Source organism: Candidatus Margulisiibacteriota bacterium, assembly GCA_028715625.1.
GTDB lineage: Bacteria > Margulisbacteria > Riflemargulisbacteria > GWF2-35-9 > GWF2-35-9 > JAQURL01.
On record JAQURL010000049.1, the window covers coordinates 1 to 19551 of the forward strand.

General features: G+C 41.9%; 19 protein-coding genes. 9 read left to right on the forward strand and 10 right to left on the reverse strand.

Annotated features, from left to right (window positions below; all coding sequences use genetic code 11):
• Nucleotides 1-123, forward strand: a 123-nt coding sequence (locus tag PHV30_08390) for a thioredoxin family protein (protein ID MDD5457036.1), incomplete at its 5' end; no start/stop codon positions are given.
• Between the two features lie 5 nt (nucleotides 124-128).
• Here PHV30_08390 and PHV30_08395 read toward each other — a convergent pair.
• The 4 genes from PHV30_08395 to PHV30_08410 all read right to left on the reverse strand — a co-directional run bounded on the left by PHV30_08395 (nucleotide 129) and on the right by PHV30_08410 (nucleotide 11254).
• The gene (locus tag PHV30_08395) at nucleotides 129-989 is read right to left on the reverse strand and encodes a hypothetical protein (GenBank protein ID MDD5457037.1); all 861 of its coding nucleotides are present in this window, start codon (nucleotides 987-989) and stop codon (nucleotides 129-131) included.
• Complete coding sequence (locus PHV30_08400; protein MDD5457038.1) at nucleotides 977-7915, reverse strand: hypothetical protein; 6939 nt, start codon at nucleotides 7913-7915, stop codon at nucleotides 977-979. The genes PHV30_08395 and PHV30_08400 overlap by 13 nt, the downstream gene beginning before the upstream one ends.
• Nucleotides 7916-8072: 157 nt before the next feature.
• Nucleotides 8073-10475 carry a DNA ligase D gene (gene ligD / locus PHV30_08405; protein MDD5457039.1) on the reverse strand — a complete coding sequence of 801 codons (2403 nt, stop codon included), beginning with the start codon at nucleotides 10473-10475 and terminating at the stop codon, nucleotides 8073-8075.
• Nucleotides 10475-11254: a Ku protein gene (locus PHV30_08410; protein MDD5457040.1), complete on the reverse strand. Its 780-nt coding sequence runs from the start codon at nucleotides 11252-11254 to the stop codon at nucleotides 10475-10477. Before PHV30_08410 ends, ligD begins: the two co-directional genes overlap by 1 nt.
• A 745-nt stretch (nucleotides 11255-11999) precedes the next feature.
• Between PHV30_08410 and PHV30_08415 the strand changes: the two genes are divergently transcribed.
• The 3 genes from PHV30_08415 (at nucleotide 12000) to PHV30_08425 (ending at nucleotide 13522) form a co-directional block, all read left to right on the forward strand.
• Nucleotides 12000-12272 carry a DUF4389 domain-containing protein gene (locus tag PHV30_08415; GenBank protein ID MDD5457041.1) on the forward strand — a complete coding sequence of 91 codons (273 nt, stop codon included), beginning with the start codon at nucleotides 12000-12002 and terminating at the stop codon, nucleotides 12270-12272.
• 108 nt (nucleotides 12273-12380) lie between these two features.
• The gene (locus tag PHV30_08420) at nucleotides 12381-12674 is read left to right on the forward strand and encodes a hypothetical protein (GenBank protein MDD5457042.1); all 294 of its coding nucleotides are present in this window, start codon (nucleotides 12381-12383) and stop codon (nucleotides 12672-12674) included.
• A gap of 65 nt (nucleotides 12675-12739) precedes the next feature.
• On the forward strand, nucleotides 12740-13522 hold the full coding sequence (locus tag PHV30_08425; protein MDD5457043.1) for a methyltransferase domain-containing protein: 783 nt from the start codon (nucleotides 12740-12742) through the stop codon (nucleotides 13520-13522).
• Nucleotides 13523-13524: 2 nt separating this feature from the next.
• On the opposite strand, the gene chrA is transcribed toward PHV30_08425, so the two are convergent.
• Together chrA and PHV30_08435 are read right to left on the reverse strand one after the other, a co-directional pair.
• Complete coding sequence (gene chrA / locus PHV30_08430; protein MDD5457044.1) at nucleotides 13525-14727, reverse strand: chromate efflux transporter; 1203 nt, start codon at nucleotides 14725-14727, stop codon at nucleotides 13525-13527.
• Between the two features lie 4 nt (nucleotides 14728-14731).
• Nucleotides 14732-14920: a 4Fe-4S binding protein gene (locus PHV30_08435; protein ID MDD5457045.1), complete on the reverse strand. Its 189-nt coding sequence runs from the start codon at nucleotides 14918-14920 to the stop codon at nucleotides 14732-14734.
• A gap of 135 nt (nucleotides 14921-15055) precedes the next feature.
• On the opposite strand from PHV30_08435, the gene PHV30_08440 reads away from it, so the two are divergent.
• From PHV30_08440 to PHV30_08450, 3 genes are read left to right on the forward strand one after another with little or no spacing between them, the layout of a single operon-like run.
• Nucleotides 15056-15352: a DUF134 domain-containing protein gene (locus PHV30_08440; GenBank protein ID MDD5457046.1), complete on the forward strand. Its 297-nt coding sequence runs from the start codon at nucleotides 15056-15058 to the stop codon at nucleotides 15350-15352.
• Nucleotides 15353-15376: 24 nt separating this feature from the next.
• The gene (locus PHV30_08445) at nucleotides 15377-15724 is read left to right on the forward strand and encodes a NifB/NifX family molybdenum-iron cluster-binding protein (protein ID MDD5457047.1); all 348 of its coding nucleotides are present in this window, start codon (nucleotides 15377-15379) and stop codon (nucleotides 15722-15724) included.
• Between the two features lie 29 nt (nucleotides 15725-15753).
• A complete protein-coding gene (locus PHV30_08450; GenBank protein MDD5457048.1) occupies nucleotides 15754-15954 on the forward strand; it encodes a hypothetical protein in 201 nt (66 codons plus the stop codon).
• A 90-nt stretch (nucleotides 15955-16044) separates the two neighbouring features.
• Here the strand turns inward: PHV30_08450 and PHV30_08455 are convergent, their stop codons facing one another.
• The 4 genes from PHV30_08455 to PHV30_08470 form a co-directional block, all read right to left on the reverse strand.
• Complete coding sequence (locus PHV30_08455; protein ID MDD5457049.1) at nucleotides 16045-16281, reverse strand: SHOCT domain-containing protein; 237 nt, start codon at nucleotides 16279-16281, stop codon at nucleotides 16045-16047.
• Nucleotides 16282-16330: 49 nt separating this feature from the next.
• On the reverse strand, nucleotides 16331-17008 hold the full coding sequence (locus PHV30_08460) for a DUF5667 domain-containing protein (protein MDD5457050.1): 678 nt from the start codon (nucleotides 17006-17008) through the stop codon (nucleotides 16331-16333).
• Nucleotides 16995-17534 (reverse strand): RNA polymerase sigma factor, encoded by a 540-nt coding sequence (locus PHV30_08465; protein ID MDD5457051.1) that lies wholly within the window; start codon nucleotides 17532-17534, stop codon nucleotides 16995-16997. Before PHV30_08465 ends, PHV30_08460 begins: the two co-directional genes overlap by 14 nt.
• A gap of 93 nt (nucleotides 17535-17627) precedes the next feature.
• Nucleotides 17628-18065: a hypothetical protein gene (locus PHV30_08470; GenBank protein MDD5457052.1), complete on the reverse strand. Its 438-nt coding sequence runs from the start codon at nucleotides 18063-18065 to the stop codon at nucleotides 17628-17630.
• A 337-nt stretch (nucleotides 18066-18402) separates the two neighbouring features.
• Between PHV30_08470 and PHV30_08475 the strand changes: the two genes are divergently transcribed.
• Together PHV30_08475 and sbcD are read left to right on the forward strand one after the other, a co-directional pair.
• Nucleotides 18403-18711 carry a hypothetical protein gene (locus tag PHV30_08475; protein MDD5457053.1) on the forward strand — a complete coding sequence of 103 codons (309 nt, stop codon included), beginning with the start codon at nucleotides 18403-18405 and terminating at the stop codon, nucleotides 18709-18711.
• 255 nt (nucleotides 18712-18966) lie between these two features.
• The coding region (sbcD, locus tag PHV30_08480; protein ID MDD5457054.1) for an exonuclease subunit SbcD at nucleotides 18967-19551 on the forward strand (585 nt) is incomplete at its 3' end.

Sequence of the window (19551 nt, forward strand, 5' to 3'; positions counted from 1 at the left end):
ACCGAGATGAACAAGATTATGGAATTTGGAGTAATGGCCACACCCGCGCTGGTAGTGGACGGGGTCGTCAAATCCATGGGCAAACTTTTGTCACCCGAAGATATCAAAAAACTTATACTCTGATTTTCCTAGAAATTATATCCGAACCCGAACTGATGCACTGTGCCAAGATCAGGATTGGAAAAAAGATAATCCAGTGTAAATCCATGGAGAGTTACAGACATTCCCAGGTACAGCAGCTTGTCATAGTCATTATAGCCGGCCTTGATATTTATCGGTTTTAGACCATCGTAGCTTACGCCCAGTTTAAAGAAACCCTGGTTCAGCAGTATCGGCAGCATATAGTCCCCATTTACCTGAAACTCACCCATTTGTTTGGAAAGTCCCACTCTGTAAACCGGTTTTATTTCCGTACCTGTAGCGTATATGTCCTGAGCCACCAAACCCAAATGCGTACCTTCGCCGAATACCATGTGATAAGCCAGATCAAAAGAAATAAAACTTGCCTGATCAATGGCTTTTTGTGTTATGTTTTTCACTGTCAGGCCCATGCTCTTGCTGTCATCAAGTTTGTATCCGTAACCCAGGAGCAGAGCGTCATTGCCAAAGCTGAATGTTCCCATATTCTGGCTGGTGGTAGAATATTGTATGATGTCGTCTACTCCGGCGTGTATGTAAGCTGCGCCTATCCCGCTTTTTTCATCCAGTTGTGTGCTGTATAGAAAAGAGTATTCCTTCACTTCACCGAATTTTTCTGAATAAGTCCCGTAAATCTGGGCAGGGTAGGTATCAGAAAGTTTTGCCGGGTTCCAGAATATCGCGTCTGTCCCTTCAGGTGATGCTGTATAGGCTCCTCCCATTTGCATGCCTTTCAGACCTATTCCGTTGTCCAGAAAAAATCCCGCGAAACTGCCGCTTGAACTCAGCATCAACAATACTGTTATCAATAATGTGAACTTTGGATTTTTATTAATTTTTATTTTTTCCATAATACAATTTTTCCCTTGCTTTTCACTTCATTGCCTGTGTTATCTCTCAGCGTGATAAGAAAGAAATATACATCGTTGGGCATCATAATGCCGCTTTCGTCTAGTCCGTCCCAGATGATGGAACCGGCAACACTTTTATTTGTTTCGTGCAAAGTTCTTATTTTTCTTCCGGTAATGCTGTAAATTTTTACAGTTACTTCAATACCGGTTCCTGTTGTCAGCACATAATCAATATGGCTCTTTTCTCCCGGTACGTTCGGATTAAACGGGTTTGGCCAGTTTATCAAACTCTGCAGAGTGCCTGTGGAATTTGCGTTAATGGCTTGAATTTTAAAGAAATTTGTTCCCGGATACACATAAAAGCTTGTGCTTCCGCCCATTACCGCCAGAGATTTGGCGTTTCTTACATCTATGAGTGTGTAGTTAAACGGACTATGCAGAGTATTACTGGTTTCCGCCAATTTAAGGTTTATGTTTCCTGCTGTTTGTGTGTTTATATAAAACTCCCATTCCATTTTGTCTGCGTTATAAATTATTTGATCGGTCATGAGGTTATTACCGTTTTTCACAGCGTATACTCTCATGGTATCAACCGGTGGGGCCGGATTCAAAAGCGCGTCGCTCAGGTTGGCATTGTCATCATTGGCCACAACATTCAAAATATCGGTCTCCAGGCCGTCACGGTTAAAGGCCAGATTCAAAGCCAGTTCTTTGGTTATTGCGGCCAGTCCGCCGGTTACTGTAGCTTGTGCCGCTGTATTCAGGCTGGGGAAAAGCAGGTCCACCGGCTGATAGGCCAGGACCCAATAACCCTGCCAGGGGATGAGCTTATCTACTATTTCACTGATGCCGTTATAGTCGCTGTAGAGGCTGCCCTGTATAAGGTTGGCGCTTACAGCCGACGCTATTGTATAAGTCTGGTTATTCCAGGAAATCAGTACATTTACCCAGTCTATGGATATCACCTGCGGATTGGAAATCAGGTTCCAGTCAGTGGTAAGTCTTATTGCTTTTTGTTCCACACTGTAATTCGTACTTGTCAGGTCCACTGTAATATCACTGGATATTATTGCCCAGTATGCCATACCCGGCAGTAATGTGTTTACCGATACCGGTATATACTGACCGCCTGTTGCGTTGTTTGCCCAGTTAAAGCAGTCAATATTCACAGTGATTGTCCCTACTGGCAGGCTTATCAGCGTATAATTTGCTGTTGCTGCAAACACGTGATTAAAGTTCAGGTCCAGGAACAGATAATTAATATTTGTCGCTGAGGGCGGAACAGGCACAGAACCGTTAATTGTTATAGCCTTCTGGTTCATTGTCAGCAGATTGTCAGCAAAGAAAACAGCCCAGTTATTGGTCGCCACTGCCAGAGTATATGATCCGTCAGTCCCGGTCATTGCCAGTGCCAGATCAGCATCCATGTCCAAAATCGGAGCAGCATGCCAGGCGTTGATTGCGTCTGTTAAACCGGTCGGGTAAGCAAAAACATTCTTACTCGGCAGGGCCAGCAAAGGATGATATTTTACAGATCCGCTGATGGTATAAAGAGTGTTGTTAAAGGTTATACTGGTTTGCACCGCGCGGTCTCTGGTAATTGTGAAAAACTTTTCTTTTATAAGCACATTATCCGTGGTAACCAGATCAGAAACCAGCATTTCCAGGCCGAAACTGCTGTTCATGGAAGCCAGTATCTGCACCAGACCGTTAGTGTTGGAAAAGTAATCATTAGCGCTGATAAAATTTCCGCTGTTCGAGTACGTTTTCAGTGTAACTTTTAATGCATTCATGGTTGTTCCGTTTTCCAGAAAACCGTAGAGGTTCAGGTTCATAATATTCAAGCTGGGAAGCGTATCAATAATATAATCGGGCAATTTGATGCCCGGTGGCAGTACAATCAATGGCGCGATCGTGGTTAATGAAGAAACAGTATTGGTTCCGTAATATATGCTCCAGTTCCCGGTTATCAGGTCCAGACTAAACTGTCCGTTAACATCAGTATTCTGCATACTGAAATCAAAAATTCCCAGGTCGTTTAAATTAACAGGAGTATTGCGCCAGCTGGTGATTAAAGAATAGTCCGCAGGATTATAAGCGGATACCGGATAACCCGGATAACTGTTTCCCAGGTCGCTGATAATTCTTCCGGTCACTGTTGCCGCAGCCGGATTTAAAACAATATTCTGGCTCACATTTCTGTCGCGGGTAACTGCGATTAACGAGTATTTGCCTGCATATCCGGCTTCCAGATATTTAATTTCCAGAGAATATGTACCGGTTTGACTTACATTAAAAGTTATAACGCCGGAAGCGTCCGCTATCATTTGCTGTTCGGATAAAAGTGAAAGCCCCTGATATAGGTCAACCAGCAGTGTTGTTCCGCTCAAAGGCACTGCTGAGGGGTCTTTGATTTGCGCATTGTATACAAAGGTATTCAGCAACGGATGAAAATCCACTATAAAATCTGATAAAGAAGTAATTCCGGGAATAATAACCGGGGTGTTCAGCGTTGTTAAAACCGCGTTTACAGATGCGCTGTAGAAAAGTGTCCAGTTGTTGGTTATAAGTCCGAGATTATATATCCCGTTAATATCTGTTGTGCATGAAGCCACATCATATATGCCCAGATCGGTTAATTTGTTGGTCAAATTATGCCAGTCGATTATGGTCCCGGCATTATTCACCTGGTAGCCTGTTAGCAGATAGTTATCCAGTGGTATTCCGAAATCGCTTATTAATCTGCCGTTAACCGTGGCTAGGACAGGTTTTAATATTATATCCTGTGCCAGATTCCTGTCCGCGGCCACAGAAAATCCGCGTATATTGCCCACGTAACCGTTATTTAAGGCCTTTATTTCAATTGAAAATTTTGAGCTTTGAGCCTGGGCCAGATAAAAAGTTCCCAAAGTATCTGTTGTTACCGTTTGCTGTCCCATAAACAAATTACCTCCTGTTGTTTCCAGATAGGTGTTTGCCTGTATCACAGCATTTGTCAGCGGCAGTCCGCTTATGTCCTTCACAGAACCTCTTTGTACAAAAACATTCAGGGTGGGGTGGAGGTCCAGATTTACTTTTCCCAATCCTGTAGCGCCGGGAAGGATCAGATTGTTGTTGATGGTTAGGATACCGCTGTTCATCAGCGCTGAATAAAATACACTCCAGTTATTTGTATTCAGATACAAAGTATAGTCGCCATTTTGATTGGTAGTGGCTATTCCGATGTCATAAACCGGAGAATCGCCTGTAATGTTAATATTTGCTTTCCAGTTTGTTATATTCTGATAATCATTCCCGCCGAACGCGTTCACAAACACACCTGTAACAGGAAGATCAAAATCATCGGACAGATTGCCGGTTACAATAAAAGCGGCATCCTGCATGTTTATAGTTGTAACTATTGTTCTGCTCCGGGTTACGCCATAAGCGCTGTATTTACTCAGATAATTATCTTTTTGCACTCGGACTTCCATAAAATATGTGCCGAAAAGCTCAACATTATTACTTATATATCCATTTATGTCCGTAATACCTGAATTTTTTTGAAAAACCTGATTTACTCCGCCCACAGCATGGAAGAATTCGAAATATACCTGGGCTCCGGCAATTGGCATACCGGTTTTGTCCGCTACTTTCAGGTTATAAACAAAGCTGTTCAGAAAAAGATAGTTTACATTTCCTGTAGACGGCGGCACCACAACGAAAGGATTAATAGTTAATGCCGATTCATCCATAGTTGTCAGATTGTTCGCGAAGTATATAGCCCAGTTTCCAGTTGGTACAAGCAGGTTATAGAGACCATTCTGATCCGTGAGTCCGTAAGCAAAGTCAGCATTCAGATCAGCCGGCTGATTTACATGCCAGGATCTTATGTCAGGAGCGTAAAATGCAAGATAAGCAAAAACATTTTGTGAAGGCATGCCCTGCAGCAGATTGTACATTATGTTGCCGCTGATAGTTAATGACCCCTTGATAAGAGTTTGCGATCCCCTTACCACACGGCTGGAAGTTACTGTATAAAATGATATTTTTCCCAATAGCTGGTCAGCGGTAACCGTGTCAAAGGTTTTCAGTTCCACACCGAATGGCGTATTGGATGTAACTATTAGTTGCAGCAAACCATTTGTGCTGGAAACCAGATCGATTCTGTTTACAAAATTTCCGCTAACATCATATATCGTGGCAATTGCGTTTAAGGAGTTCAAAGTTGCGCCGTTTTCTTTATAGCTTTGTACAGCCAGATTGAATTGAAAAAGCCCAGGGTAGGTATCCACAAATGATTGCGGCAGGTTCATATTGCCATTCATATTTAAATCGGCTGAGATTACCATTGGTGTGGAATTCTGCGTAACACTGTAATAAATATACCAGGCAGGCTGTGGATATGCCAAATCCTTCAGGTTGGTAATCGGCAGATAGAAGTAACCGTTCGCGTCTGTGGTTACGGTTGCAAAATCATAAAAAAGCAGATCAGCCTGTTTATTTACTGAAGTCTGCCAGTCAAAATGAGTGGCTGCGTTATAAGTTGCTACCGCGTAAACGTAGTAGTTAGCCAGAGGTTCGTTTATATAATTTAGTATTTGGCCGGTAACCGTATTGCTCTTGGGGTCCAGATAATAATTGTATTGAGCACCGCTGTTTGCCGGATAGCGATTGGATGTCACTATAAAAGCTCCCAGTTTGTCCACGCAGGTTGGAAAGCTTTGTTTTATTTCCACATAATAATTCCCGGTTAAATACGTACTCAGGTCAGCGCCGGTAACCCCTACACTTACTATAATTTCTTGCAGCTGCTGGTTGCCGGAAATTGAATAAAAATCAGCTTGCACCTGGGCGCTCGGTAGATAGGTCAGCAGTCCGTTTCCGGGATATCTGGTATACAGAGGTGTGTTGTAGCGAAAGCCGTTAAGTCCGGGTTGAATATCTATATATGTGTCCACGAAAGGATAACCTGCAAGAAAAACCGGGGTAATATAAGCGTTTGTGCTGATTACTGTTATAGTTCCGCTATTTGCGGATGGAGATGTGTACAAATACCAGTTATTAACAGATACCGAACTGCTGTATAAACCATAGATACTGGTCTGGGCCATTATAAAATCTCCTTCTGCCAGATCAGTTGTTTTATTGGGTAAAGCATGCCAGATATTGGAGTTGTTATTATCATTTACCGGTATGGCAAATATATAATAATTTGCCAGCGGATATTTCAGCATATCATAAACATAGCCGCTGAAATTACTGTAATATGGTGTTGCCGGCATTGTCATACTGATATTAATGACCCTGTTCTGGGTTATCGCAAAGGATCTGTATTTGCCCACATAACCCTGTTTTGCTGCGCGTACATCTACATAGTAATTACTGCCATAATTAGCGGTTAAAGTTATATTTCCGGCAGCGTCTGAAGTTAATATTTTTTCACCTATCAGGGTTCCCAAGGTCGGTGTATCCTGATAAAACCCGAATATGGCCTTGGCTCCGCTGAGCGCTATTCCTCCGGCATCTTTTATATTTACCATAAATTGCAGCGCGTTTGTGGCGCCCGGTGGGAAACTGTTGTTTAGTAATAGTAATGTTCCCATATTTATAGTTCCGGTACTGGTCGGGAATCCTCCTACAACCGGCCCGTAAATATATGCGTTTTGTGTAACAACTATGCCCAGGCTGTTGGGTACAGGGGAGGCATAAATTGTCCAGATACCGCTGCTCATATTCAGGGTGCAGTTTCCGTTTATGTCAGTATTGGCAGTTATAATTTGGTCAGGGTTCATGTCATTTTGCTTGTTCGTCTGCCAGTTCTGAATAGTACTGGCGTTCGACTGCGGTACAGCGGTAATATAGTAGTTACCCAAAGTTTGATTAAACAGATCCATAAGTTGGCCCGAAGCTGTAATTGTTGGCTGGGCCATATTTATAGGACCGGACATAAAAAACATGTTCATGGAAGTCACCAGCCTGTCCCCGGTTACAGCATAGGACCCGAAGTCCCGTATATAGCCTGGGGCTGAAAAATTAATTTCCACATAATAATTACCCGCCAGATTATTGGTGATTGAAACGTTTCCCAGAGGATCGGCAACAGTAGTTAAAGTTTTTATCAAGGTGTCATTTGCCAGGTTTTTTATATTAAAAACAGCGGTCACCGGAGAAACCGGCAGCCCGGTCACGGATGCATAGTCCGTCACATTACTGCGAAATACAAAAGAATTAAGTCCGGGGTTCAGATCAATTTCTTTGATCGACAAGATCGTGTCCGGCATCATAAAAAAGTACATTATATACACATCCGGATCAATCAGGTTGAGAGACACTCCATTATTGGCAGTCGCACAATATACATACCAGTCTGTATCACCGGTTACAAACAGCTGATAAGCTCCTTCGACGTCAGAAGTGGTTATTACAGTATTAAAAGGTCCTATATCGGTTATCTTCGGGCTCGCACCAAGCCATGTTTGTACCGTGGCCATACTGGCAGTGGGCATTGCCGATACATTATAACTGCTGAGTCCGTTAAACAAATCATCGCAAATACTTCCTTTAATGGAATAAGCCAGATTTGTATCCTGCATAATTATAGAAGTGCTTATTGTTCTGTTTGTAGTAATCGCGTAAGCCAGATATTTTCCCACATAGCCATTTGCCAGGGTTCTTATTTCCACATAGTAATTACCGGCCAGATTAACATTGAACGAAACCTGACCCCCCGCATTTGAATATACGGTCTGTTCAGCCAGTAAGGTATTATTCGGCAGTGCGTTGTCCGCATAAAATCCCGCTATCAGCTTTACTCCGGACATAGGTGTTCCGCTCTGGTTTTGAATGTTAGCGTTAAAGTCGAAGGTATTGGCGGCAGTGAGAGAAAAAATAGAAAAAAACAAAACAGGTATAAATAACCTCTTGAATAAACTTTTATTAATCATGTTTTAAGAATAACAAACAATACAAATTGCTTTAACCTGAATATTCTACCATAAACTGACTTTTTTCCACCTATGTTGACTAGGCCCTTTACCCTGGCTCCTTAGCTCACGAGCTCTCAGCTTCGAACACCTCAGGGTGCAGGTCAAAATACAAAGTTTACCTGAACATTTCCCCCAGCTTGCCCACCGCTGCTTTTAAATCGATTCCTGTTCCAAAAAATCCGTTCCAGATATCGCCTTTTTCTTCCAGTCGTTTACACATATTTTTCATGGTAAATTTGGCCGGGCTCAGTTTGCTGTTCACTTCTTCCCAGAGCAGCGGCGCGGATACATGGGCTCCGGGCACAGGACGTACCGAATACACAGAAGCCATGGTCGCGCCCACTTTATTTTGCAGATAATCCAGATAAACTTTTTTGCGCCGCAACCCGGGCAAGCGCTCCAAACTGGTCATGTCCGGCAGCAGGGTGTTGACTCGCGTATTTACCAGATAAGCGAAATCCTGCGCCTGGCTGTAAGTGTATTTGCCGGCGAGAGGCACATAAATGTGCATTCCCGACGCGCCTGAGGTTTTGCAAAAGTTGGCCGCGCCGATATCGTCCAGTATTTTGTGGGTAGTCAGTACCGCTTCAGTTACCTTTTTAAAATCAACCTCCAGCGGATCAAAATCAAAGACCGCGTAATCCGGATTATCCAGCGATCCTGCCCTGGAATTCCAGATATTCAGGTCTATGCAGCCCAGATTTACCATGTAGAGCAGTGCCGCTTCGTTCTGGCACAGCATATAGCGTACAGGAGCTTCATCATGGTGGGAGGGTACGGTTACGGTTTTTATCCATTTCGGGGCGATTTTACCCATATTTTTCTGAAAAAAACTTTCTCCTTCTATACCTTCGGGATAGCGTTTCAGCGACTGCGGCCGGTCTTGGAGATAGGGCAGTATTACCTCTGCCATTGATTCATAATATTCCAGCAGCATTTTTTTGGTATATTTTTCTTTGGGCCAGTAGAGCTTATTCAGATGTGAGAGTTTGATTGTTTGTCCGTCAATTTGCAGTGTGGCATCCTTAGCTTTTGCAGGTAGTTTAGGTGATGCGCAGAGCAGGTGGTCATTATTTTTAATAACTTCGTCCGCTTTCTTGTCCGGGCGTAATCCTAAATACACCGGATGACGCAGCATTCCGTCCTTTGTTCGTTCCTGAAATTTTATCTGGCAGACCAGTCTGGGTTCAACCCATGTAGGCGACAGCAGTCCCGCTATTTTTTCCGAAAAAGGAGTAGTAGCGCGTATCAGCGGTTTCATGGTTTTATATAATTTGGCCAGAGTACTGTCAGTAAAGCCTGTACCTGCCAGACCTCTGAAAACCAGGTTTTGTTTTTCAAACTGGCCCAGTACCAGCGCGCCGAAATATTTTCTGCTGCCCTGAGGTTTGGTAAAACCGGCAATGATAAACTCGTCTTCTTTTTTGATTTTAAGTTTCAGCCAGTCACCACTGCGCAAACCCATACGGTAAGGGCTGGCCGAGTTCTTGGCGATAATTCCTTCCAGCCCCAGTTTTACAGCTTCTTTAAACATGGCTTTGCCTGCTTTTTCAATATGACCGTTGAGGCGTATTGTTTCGGATACAGGAAGCACTTTGCTGAGGATTTCAAAGCGCTGTTTCAGCGGCAGGGCCGTAAGCTTATGTCCGCGGTAATATAAAATATCAAATACATAATAGACGGGCGCTGTTCCTTTATGAATATCCTGCAGGGCCTGAAAATGTGAGATTCCCTTTTCATCCAGCGCCACAATTTCACCGTCCAGTATCAATTGGCCGGGAACAGCTGTCAGAGCCTCCACGACTTCAGGGAACTTTTCATTTAATAAAATATTGTTTCTGGAATAAAGTTTCACTGCTCCGTCTTGGATATCTGCCATTACTCTGAAACCGTCCCATTTGATTTCAAACCACCAGCCATCTCTGTCAAAGGGCTTTTCATCAAGCTGGGCCAGCATCGGGGACAAATCAGCCGGAGCCGGAGCAAGCGGCGCGTCATAAAGTTCGATATCAACCTGTTCAGCCTTAACTGTTTTTTTAATGAACAGCCAGTTTTTGTTGTCTTTGCTTTTCATACGTATCAGCGTAAATTTGCCCCGGATAGTGTCACCGGATAAATAAAAATCCAGATGTCCCTTTTTTAACCCGGCCCTGACCAGCTTTTCATTTTCAGCCTTATTCAGTTCAGGATTTACTGAGTAGGTACCATGCGCCCAAATTTCTACGGTTCCGGCCCCATATTCTCCTTTGGGTATTTCTCCGCTAAACTGAGCGTATTCCAGCGGATGGTCTTCCACTTCTACCGCCAGATGGCTTTTATCTGTCGGCAGGCCTTTGGGTACGGCCCAGCTTTTCAGTACTCCGTCCAGTTCCAGGCGCAGGTCAAAATGCAGATTGCGAGCCTCATGTCGCTGGATAACAAAAATTAATTTCTCATTTTTTTTAGCAGGGCTTTTTTTAGCAGAAGGTTCGGGAGTGACTGAAAATTTTCTTTTTGCAGCGTATTTTTTCAGGGCCATTATTTGCCCGCATGCACCAGTTCAAGGCTTTCCTGTAGTTTCACCAGCAGGTCAGGGGCCTTGGTGGCTATAATCGGTTCTTTTTCAAGGTGATAGATTTTTTTGCCTTTTATTTTTTGCTGCACTATAGCATGTATGGATTCCGCATACGGGTCTTTGTATTTTTCAGGTTTAAAATGTCCGGCCAGCTGCTTGATTAATTGGTCAGCCAGCTTTGCTTCCGCGGCTGTTGCCTTTACTTTTTCCGGCAATGCCAGCTCTTTTCTGTTCCTGATAGTATGCGCGTAACGTAGTTGGTTCAAAACTATCAAATCATCTTCAACGCTCAACACTCCCAGATGTTCTTTCGTTTTCATCATAAATCTGGCCACTCCTGCTTTTCCCGATTTTTTAAGCGCTTCTCTGAACAGCGCGTAAATTTTTTGTCCGGGTTTGGTCGGTTCCAGAAAATATGGTTTTTCATAAAGCATGGGATCAATTTCTGATGGGTCCGTGAAAAGAAAAACTTCTATGGTTTGACTTAGTTTGGGATTTAATTTTTTAAAATCCTCTTCATCCAGCACCACATAATCGCCTTTTTCATATTGGTAGCCGCGCACTATATCCTGATAGGGCACTTCCTTGCCGTCTTCTTTGCAGTAACGCACATATTTGATAGGGCTCAAATCTTTTTTATGCAGTAGTTCCAGCTTGATTTCTCTTTCTTCAGAACCGGAATAAAGGGCTACGGGAATATTTACCAGACCGAAGGTTATAAGGCCGGACCAGATTGCGTGCATATTTTTCTCACTTTCCTTTGTGAATATATTATTTGTTAATCAGCTTATTATATCAGTCAGGATAAGGTAAGCATACAATTATGCAAATTTCTGACTTTCTTCCACCAAACTGGGGGGCTGGGTCGAGGATATACCGTCATTCCGAGCGAAGTCACTTGTCATACTTCGTAATACTTGGCCATACTTCGTCAGGTTTACCCGGCGTAGCCAGGTCGAAATGACAGGGCATTGCGCAGGGATAATAGTAGCCGTTATCAACTGAAATGCTCCCCCTCTTTTGTTAAGAGAGGGGGTCGGGGGGTGAGTTAAGGCGATGACAAAGAAAAGAGAATAGAGTTTTGAAGTCTTTTCCTAAAAGTTTATTTGATTTTGATAATTTTTCTAAAAAATTAAGGTTTCCTCCCCTGACAAGGGGAGGTGTCAGTCGCAGGCGGACAGAGGGGTTTGCGCTTTTCCTAAAATTCTTGCAATTAACCCTTGCCCGGTAACGGGAGAGGGTGCCCCGCTGGGGCGGGTGAGGGTAGATATAAAAGAAATTCCCAATTTTTTTTGGCCCAATTAAGGTTTGCCACCAATTCAGAGTAATTTACATCGCTATTTGTAATCACTGCAATACTGGTTGCTATTAATTTATGTTCCATGTTTTTCTCTGCCAATACATCGTGCGAAAAATATAAATATTGCTTTTTATTTGAGAAGTACTATTATACATTTCAGAGATTGAAATTTAATAAGGAGTAAACATATGACAGACAGAAAAGAAATATTAATGAGGATTATAGTCGCTATTATTTCCGGAATTATTTTAACTGTGTGGTTCGCGTTTATAAAGTTGCTGATAATTATAAACTGGATAGTCAGCCTTATTCAGGGAAAACGTAACAGGGCCATGGCCGAACTTTGTGAAATCTGGAATTCTCAGGCCTATACCTTTGTCAAATATTTAGCGCTGCTATCCAATAAAAGGCCTTTTCCTTTTCAGCCGTTGCAGAAAAATATGTCGGAATTTGAAGGATAAAAGTTTAATCTTCCAAATAGTTATTGAATAATTTTTGCTAATATATTATTATACAATTTATATATAATAATATAGAAAAGCTTGGCAATTTTTTTTGGGGGGTTAACCATGAAGATTAAAATTGTTAACGATACAGACAAGAAAATTTGTAAATGCGAAAACTGGCTGGAACACTGGAAGCTTTTTGGATATCAGTTAATGCCCAAATTTTGTTCGGAAGTAAATTGTTTCAATAAGCCCGAAGTAGGCACTCATGTACAGAGGGTAGAAGCCGCTGATAATGAATGCTTTATAATTCCTTTATGTAAAAAACACCATGAGGAATTTTTAAAAACTTTGGAGGTAAGGGATGATGTCAGGCTTGTGCCTGCCAGCCCGGACAGTACCTGCGGCAATAGTTAACTTTTCACCCGGATTTCCCCTGTAAGAATATTTTTACTCTGCTATAATTATTACCGGGACAATTTATGACCAAATCAAAAGACTGGGACCCGGAACATTATCTTAAGTTTAAAAACGAAAGGACTCAACCCTCCATAGACCTGGTCAGCCGTATTGATATTGCGTACGAACCCGGGCATATCGCCGATATCGGGTGCGGTCCCGGCAACAGCAGTCAGGTCCTGTCTCTGCGCTGGCCCGGAGCAGAACTCGTGGGAGTCGATAACTCTCCGGCCATGATCGCTAAAGCCAAAAAAGAATACCCGGCAAACACCTGGGTCCTCAGCGAAGCAATGAATTTCGCGCCGGATATTAAATTCGATATAATTTTTTCCAACGCTACCATCCAGTGGATACCGAGGCACAAAAAATTATTCGCGAAGTTAATTACCATGTTGTCTGAAAAAGGTGTTATCGCCATTCAAATACCCAAATTTCAGGATATGTTACTGGGCCGGATAATCAGACAGGTTTCTCAAAAAAAAGAGTGGAAGAAAGAAACCGCAGGCTGTGAAGATTTATTTACCTGCCATGATTATCATTTCTATTATAATTTGTTATCCGCGGACATGCAGAGGATTGATATGTGGGAAACAGACTATCTTCATGTTATGCCTGGGCATTCAGCTATTGTTGACTGGATAAAAAGCACGGGCCTGAAGCCCTATTTAGATAGGATCCCCGATGAAAAACGTAAAAATATTTTTGAGCGGGAAATATTAAAGGAAATAAAAAAATATTATCCGGTCCAAAAGGACGGCAGAGTATTGTTCCCTTTCAAAAGATTATTTTTTATCGCTTATAAATAAAATCAGATAATAAACAATGATACCGCTATTGTACCCAGAATAACCCAGAGCGGGTCTTTTTTGAAATAAAGCAGGGTCACAGCCGAGGCGATAAAAATGCTCCACGTCTGCCAATTGATCAGCGACTTCAGTCCGAAATTAATTGTAGTCGCCAGGATCAGGCCTATGAACCCTGCCAGCAGGCCTTTCATAATAACTCTGGTAATTTTTTGATCGCGGATCCGGTTATGAAATGAACTGAGAATAACAACAGCTATCAATGAGGGCAAAAATATACCCAGTGTAGCTGCGACAGCCCCAAAAAGTCCCAGCACCTTGAACCCTATAAATGTAGCGGTTATAAGTACTGGCCCGGGTGTAATCTGGCCCATGGCAATACCGTCACGGAACTGCAGCAGGTCTATCCATTTATGAGTGTCCACCACCGCGTGCTGTATAAGCGGTATAGAGGTAAATCCACCGCCAAAGGCCAGCAGGCCGATTTTAAAAAATTCCGCGAAAAGCATTCTGGCCGGCGAAATCAAAATACCCATAATAGTCAGTGCCAAAAGCCAGGGCAACATTTTGTTTAATAGTTGCGCCAGAGGGCTCAGATTATTTTTTTCTGTCGTTTGCGCGGTTATTTCCTTTGCGGGTTTCGCGGCGTCATTATCCTTTGCGAAAAAGTAAAATAAAAAACCCAGAAAACCGGACAATAATACCAGATAAACTATATTAGCGTGAAAATAAAAAATTCCGGCAAAGGAAACCATGGCGATCAGCAATCCCTTAAAACTATGGCGGTCCAGGCTGGGAAAAACAGCTTTCCCCAGAGTCCTTAAAGCGTTCAGTAGTAGCGCTATCACCATGGCGCCCATTCCTGTGAACAGCGATTTTACAAAGTGCAATTGTCCGAACTGAAAATATATCTGGGATAAAACTACAATAAACATGAAAGCCGGGAAAGCGAATCCGATAGTCATTACTGCCGCGCCGGGATATTTTTTCATCCTGTAGCCCAGATACCCCATCAGGGTAACGCCAACCGCTCCGGGTAAGAGTTGCGAAAGGCTGAGCCCTTCCATAAAACGTTTTTCCGAAACCCATTTTTTTTCTTTAACCAGAACGTTTTTCATATGCGCCAATATAGCCGGGCCGCCATATCCGGTTACACCGATATACAAACTGGTTTTGAACATGTCCCTGAGTTTGACCATAGTTGTCATTATATTATTTTTTTCGTGAAACCAGTGCACCCATCGGACAAAATCTTACACATTTTCCGCAATCTATACATTTTTCTTTGTCAATATCCGGTGCTGCGAACCCTTTCTGAGACAATGCTCCCACCGGGCACACTCTTATGGCCGGGCAGGGATGGTTTTGCGGACAGCGATCAACTTCAACGCTAAGGCTCATTTTTTCTCCTTTATTATATATCAATACATATTAACACATTAGTATATATTAATATTGATATGTATGCAATATAAATTTTGTTTACTATTGATTTATTATGGGCATATGCTCATAATAAATAATAGTGGAGTTTATATGGTAAGACCGAAATGTTGCAGGCTAACGGGCTGTCTGCCCGATATTAATTATTACAAACCAAAGGGTATGCCGGCTGCTCCGTTAGAGGAAGTTGTTCTTTATCTGGATGAGTATGAGGCTATAAAACTTGCTGATTTTGAAGGTTTATACCAGGAAGAGGCTGCGGAAAAAATGAAGATTTCGCGGCAGACTTTCGGTCGTATCATAGAGTCGGCGCACAAAAAAATAGCCGATGTGTTGATACACGGTAAAGCATTGAAGATTGAAAGAGGAGAAAAAAACACGAAAAATTGAGCTGAAAAACGAAAGGATAAACAAATGAAAATAGCATTACCTACAATTGATAACAAGATAGATGATCACTTCGGCCACTGCGAATATTTTACAATATATTCGGTTAACAACCGGGAAATAATCTCCGAAGCTGTGATCAAATCCCCGGAAGGATGCGGCTGCAAATCCAATATAGCCCAGACCCTGGCCGAGTCCGGAGTAGAGGTAATGTTGGCCGGGAATATGGGCGAGGGTGCTGTTAATGTACTGGGCAGCCATGGAATAAAAGTTTTACGCGGTTGCTCGGGTAATGTTAAGGAAGTCGCGGAAAATTGGCTTAATGGCAAACTTCAGGATTCAGGAGATGTATGTCACCAACACGAGTGTCATTAAGCAAAAAATATATTTAAGGAGGTAAGAAAATGGAACAATGTGAGTTAATAGAAAAATGCGGATTCTTCAAAAAATATCAGGCAACAAAGGACCTGGCCTGCAAAGGCTTCATCTTGCAATACTGTACCGGACCAAAAAAGCAGGATTGCAAAAGAATGCAGTATCGCAAGGAACATGGCGCTCCACCACCCGACGAAATGATGCCCAGCGGACAAATGTTGAAAGTATAGAACTGACAAAAATATAATAAATTAAAAATAGCGACATTGATGAGCTTTTAACCGGGAATCTCTTAATGTCGCTATTTTGCAAACCGGGGACTAGCTTTTCAGGTCCTTCAGCTTTTCCAGATACACTTCTTTACTGATGCTGCCTTTGGCATATTCTTTCTTCAAGATTGTTTCCGGAGTTTCTTTATCTCCTGTTACAGTCTTTCTCTCATTATAGATGAAGTAAATTACCACCAGTACAAGTACTATAAGTATCAAGCCCATAAACACACCTCCTCCATAGTAGTGATGATAGAACCAGGGTCTTGCCCAGTCATACATATACATAATAAACCTCCTTACTTACTTTCTTTAATTAATAAGACGTTCACTAGGCTCAAAAGTTACAATTTTTCCTCAGCATACGCATATTGCGGCCGGGCATCAAATTCTGACAGCGGTTCAGATAAACATTCAGCAGTTCTTTCTGCGGACCGGCGGCGTTTTCACCCAGCGCCGATAAAACCGCTATCTGCCGGTCGTTTAATTTTTCTATTTTTTTGTTCAGCTCGTCTTTTTGCGGTTCTTTTGTTTTTTTGGAAAGCAGCAGGGCATTATTTGCCTCAGCCAGAAGGCTTTCCAGTATTTCTTTATCAATTTTGCCTTTCAGGTCATAGGTTTTTTCTATTTCTTTCAATCGTTCTTCGGAGAATGTTATTCTTAATTCCGCTTTGCCCGAAGGTGTCATTTTCAGGGCGTAGGCTATCTGTTCCGAGATCAGTTTAATGGGATAAAGCCAGGTTCCCGGCAGGGCGCTGGCAGAAGATGACAGCACAGAAGCAGAAAGAATTATCCCGATAACAAAAGCAGCAGCGGCATAGATCAGCTGATTATTAAAAAAATTTTTAAAACGTAATACAGCCCCCCGGCCGGAGGACTCACGCTGTTTTCCCCGGGCCATACGCTGCACCGACGAAACAGTCTGCGCAATTATCACAGGGTCTATTTCAGGCTCAGGCAAGTCTCTGAGCTTTTCTTCCAGCCACAGACTATTATCCATATTATTTTCGGACATAATTTTTCTCCAATACCAGCTTTAGTTTGTTCAGGGCACGGTTCTGCAATACTTTCACCGCGCCTTCTGATTTTTTTATTATTTTGGCGACCCCCTTGTTACTCAGGTCTGCTATAAATTTCAGGATAATAATATCCTGCTGAATGTTCGGTAAAACTTTTAAGGCGCTGCGCACGGTTTCAACATCCAGTGCTCTGTTTTCAATGTCAATAGAACTCTTGGTTATATCCCTTAATTTATTCATGGTCTGCTCGCTGTTATGTACACTTTTTTTACGATAAAAATCCTTTAATACATTGCCCGCTATGGTGTATAGCCAGCTCGCGAAATTCCCTGACTGTTTTTTAATTCCCTGCACCATTCTTACAAACACATCATGAGTCAGGTCCTGCGCGTCTTCTATGGTGTTTACCCGGTAATATATGTAGGTATATATTTTTTTATAAAACATTTCCGTAAGCTGTGCCAATGCTTTTTCGTTATAAATCCTGGCTTGTTTTATAAGTATATCTGTTTCCTCTGTCATATGTCCCGCTTCCGCAGTTTAGTATACTACCCGAAAAGGCACAAATCAAACTGCGCCGGATTAAATGAGGCGCAGTTTGATTTACAGACAATCCTATTTTCTGAATATCCGTCCTGTTTTTTTGTCCAGAAAATACGTGTCCACAGACGCTGATTCTTTTTTGGTTACTACATCAAACATGTAACCGTCTTTTTCTGTTTTGATGTCGCCAATCTTCAGTTTGGGATTATCCTGCCAGGAGAGCCATTGTTCAGCCAGCTTGCGGGCTTCATTTGTGTCTCTTATTTCCTTGAATTCCACATTTCTTCTGTAACCGTAACCCGGGCAGTAAAAGTTGTTGTCACCGTTATTCCAGTTGCCGCCCATCATATAGCCGGGGCCGTAGCCTCCACCGCGTCCGTTCGGATAATTGTTGTCATTATCATTCGCGGCATAACCTACAGACAATAAACCGACGATCGAAATTATTCCCAGTCCTAATAATAAATTTTTTCTGATCATTTCTTTTTCCTCCTTATTTTTTATATTCACGGTAATTTTTTCACCTCCCTTTTTGGATCTTTTAAGCACTTACTATAAGAGACGTCTGAAAACGTATTTAGTTACATTTTATTTAATTTAAATAAATACAATGCCGTTACTTGAGGTTAACGGATATTTGTCCTGATTTGAATTTTTTATAAACGCTTTTTCCTGACTTCATTCCGTTTGTCCAAAAAATTACTTGCCAATGTTGCCTGAATGTTAAATAATTAAACCGCTTGTTTTTTTAATTGCAATATATTATTATACAAAAAATATATAATTCTTTACCAAGATAATAATAGCAAAAATATAAGTTCGGAAATATGAGCAAGAGGAGGGAAAAGTGGCTCAGGTTGAGGATTCAAAAAGATTAGTCGGTTTAATGGATATGGCGGATAAAATTTTTTTTGATGAACCGGCAGGCGAACTTTCAATTTTTTTCAATAAAACTGTTTATGACCTCAGAGATTCCAAACTGAGTTATTGCAAAATGCACGGGCCCAAATCCGGTCATCCCGCGGTACTTTCAATAGATAATAATAATGACGAAGCTTTCAAATATTACAATATCAATATGCTGGATATCAGCAAAAAGTATAAAGAAAAATTTACCTGGCGGAAACGCTGGGACCTAAGTCAGGTTTCAATTTAAACACCGCTGGTGTTTAAATAAATACAAATCCCAAAATCCAAAATCCAAATGAATCAATAAAATACAAATTAAGAAAATCTTTTGGGAAAAGATTTCAAAACTCAATTCTCTTTTCTTTGTCATCGCCTTAACTCACCCCCCGACCCCCTCTCTTCACCCTTCACGCATCACTCTTCACGATTTACCAAATATTTCTGTTGCATTTAGATGGTTAGAGTACTATTATACATTTAAAGTTCAATATTAAGGATTTATATGAGAATTTTGCACACCTCAGACTGGCATATTGGTAAACGTCTTGAATCCTATTCCCGTTTGAATGAACAAAAAGAAGTTCTAAATGAAATATGTGAGGTAGCTGATAATGAAAAAGTCGATGCAGTCATTGTTGCAGGTGATTTATACGATACCTATAATCCACCTGCTGAGGCTGTAGATTTTTTTTATAAAACACTGAAACGGTTAACAAACCATGGAACACGACCGGTTATCTGTATTGCCGGGAATCATGATTCCCCTGACCGAATTGAAGCTCCTGATCCTTTAGCAAGAGAATGCGGGATTATATTCGCCGGATATCCGAACAGTAAAATCCCTCCTTTTGAACTGGATACAGGTTTAAGTGTTACACAATCGGATGAAGGATTCATTGAATTGCGTTTGTCCAAGCATAAAGAGCTTCTAAGAGTCTTGCTCTTTCCGTATGGCAATGAGTCACGTTTGAGAACATGTTTGAATGCTGAGGATACTGTGTTGGAAATGCGAGAGATCATCAAAGCTAAATGGCAGGCAATTGCAGATAAATATTGTGATGAGCAAGGTATAAATGTTTTAGTCCAC